The organism is Mesorhizobium sp. M2C.T.Ca.TU.002.02.1.1, assembly GCF_003997225.1.
In genome coordinates, this window is sequence record NZ_RZTO01000980.1 from 1 (window position 1) to 2060 (window position 2060).

The window sequence follows — 2060 nt, forward strand, 5'->3', positions numbered from 1 at the left end:
CAGCAGGGCGGGGAAGGCAGGGCCGGAGCCGGTCAGGCCGGTGAGATAATCGATGTCGCGCTCGCTGCCGACCTCGTCTTGGCAGCCGCAGGCGGAAAAGATCGTGCGCACGATGGCGCGGTCTTCTCCGGTCGCGTCGCTGCTCGCGATCCATGGCGTGTAGGATTTGGCGACCTCGGCGGCGGCGTTGGGCAGCGTGCGCACCACGCGGCGCGTGCCGTGCTTCTCGCCGATTTCGGCAAGGCGGATGCCGGCCATCACCGAGATCACCAGCTTGCCCTTTGCGTCGATGGCGAGCGCGGGCCAGTCCTGCGGCCGCACCGAAAGCACGACCACGTCCGAGCGGTCGGCGAGCGCCTGGTTGTCGTCGGTCCAGAATGCACCGGCGAAACGATCCGGCCTCGCGCTCCGGTAGGAGAGGGCGAGGTCCTGCGCGCTAACGACGCTGGCCTGGAGCGCGGCGCTCGCGATGGCGCCGCCCAGCCAGCCCGCGCCGCCGACGATGCCCAGCCTGATTGCCGTGCCCATGTCCATTGCCTCCGTTGCAGGCCGATACGGTAGCCGCGGGTCAAAAAATTTGACAGCCTCTGTCGGATCGGCTGGGGCGCGCCCGTCCTTGGGGCATCGATCAACAAAGGAAGGATATCGAGATATGCCGAGCACCATCCAACTGCACCGCGTTCTGGCGACCAAGCCGGAGAAGGTCTACCGCGCATTCATCGAGGCGGATGCGTTGGCGAAGTGGCTGCCACCGAACGGCTTTACCTGCACGGTGCACGAGTTCGAGGGTAAGGTCGGCGGCACCTACAAGATGTCCTTCCGCAACTTCACCACCGGCGACAGCCATTCCTTCGGCGGCGAATTCGTCGAGCTCGTTCCGGGCGAGCGCCTGCGCTACACCGACCGCTTCGACGATCCCAATCTGCCGGGCCAGATCGAGGTGACCGTGATCCTGAAGAAAGTGTCGGTCGGCACCGAGATCAACATCACCCAGGCCGGCATCCCGGACGCCATCCCCGCCGAGGCCTGCTATCTCGGCTGGCAGGAATCGCTGCGCAACCTGGCCAAGCTCGTCGAGCCGGAGATCAACCAGTAAATTGAGAGCAGGCGGTGGCCGTTTTGCGGCCGCCGCCTTACCCAAGGTAAGCAAAATTTCACCAAGCGCTGATAAAAGCCGCTGCCATGGATCGCAACAAGAACAACGACCTTTTTGTCCTGATGGCGGCGCTCGCCGCCATCGCGATCTACAACATTGCCTGCGGCATCAGGACAGGCGAGGTCCGGGGCAAGCTGCACTGGGTCGCGCTCTCGGATGATCCGACACGGTTCTGGAACATCGTGGTCGGCAATTCGATCGTCCTGGTCGGCTCGATAGCCTTTCTATGCGTTCTGTGGGTGCTCAATTCCCGCAGGCCCGGATGAGCTGACGCGCGTCCTCACCACCCTCACAGAGCTCTTGTGATGCCGCCGTCGACCCGGATGTTCTGTCCGGTGATGTAGGCAGCCCCGTCCGAAGCCAGGAACGAGATCGTCGCGGCGATCTCTTCCGACGTGCCGTAGCGCTTCAGCGGCACGCTGTCGCGACGCTCGTTCGTGGCCGGCAGGCTGTCGATCCAGCCGGGCAGCACATTGTTCATGCGGATGTTGTCGGCCGCGTAGGTGTCGGCGAAGATCTTGGTGAAGGCGGCAAGCCCGGCGCGCGCCACGGCCGAGGTCGGGAACATCGCGCTTGGCTCGAACGCCCAGGCGGTCGAGATGTTGATGATGACGCCGCCCTTCTGTTTCTGCATCACCGGCGTCACCAGCCTGGTCGGGCGCACGGCATTGAGGAAATAGGTGTCGATGCCCTTGTGCCAGTCCTCGTCGCTGATCTCGACGATCTGCGCGCGCGGTCCGTGGCCGGCGCTGTTGACCAGCACGTCGATGCGCCCCCAGCGCTCCAGCGCGCCATCGGTGAGGCGCTTCAGGTCCTCGTTCGACTGGTTGGAACCGGTGACGCCGAAGCCGCCAAGTTCCTTGCCCAGAGCCTCGCCCTTGCCGGAGGAGGACAGCACGCCGAC

Annotated in this window: 4 protein-coding genes; 2 read left to right on the forward strand and 2 right to left on the reverse strand. The window is 65.0% G+C overall.

Annotation, left to right across the window (positions count from 1 at the left end):
* The coding region (locus EOD07_RS32290) for an NAD(P)-binding domain-containing protein (RefSeq protein ID WP_127238135.1) at positions 1-528 on the reverse strand (528 nt) is incomplete at its 3' end.
* A gap of 124 nt (positions 529-652) precedes the next feature.
* Between EOD07_RS32290 and EOD07_RS32295 the strand changes: the two genes are divergently transcribed.
* Together EOD07_RS32295 and EOD07_RS32300 are read left to right on the forward strand one after the other, a co-directional pair.
* A complete protein-coding gene (locus EOD07_RS32295; RefSeq protein WP_041010693.1) occupies positions 653-1096 on the forward strand; it encodes an SRPBCC family protein in 444 nt (147 codons plus the stop codon).
* Between the two features lie 86 nt (positions 1097-1182).
* Positions 1183-1422, forward strand: coding sequence for a hypothetical protein (locus EOD07_RS32300; protein WP_127238136.1), 240 nt, complete (start codon positions 1183-1185; stop codon positions 1420-1422).
* 23 nt (positions 1423-1445) lie between these two features.
* On the opposite strand, the gene EOD07_RS32305 is transcribed toward EOD07_RS32300, so the two are convergent.
* The gene (locus tag EOD07_RS32305) at positions 1446-2054 is read right to left on the reverse strand and encodes an SDR family oxidoreductase (protein ID WP_245470576.1); all 609 of its coding nucleotides are present in this window, start codon (positions 2052-2054) and stop codon (positions 1446-1448) included.
* Positions 2055-2060: the final 6 nt, after the last annotated feature.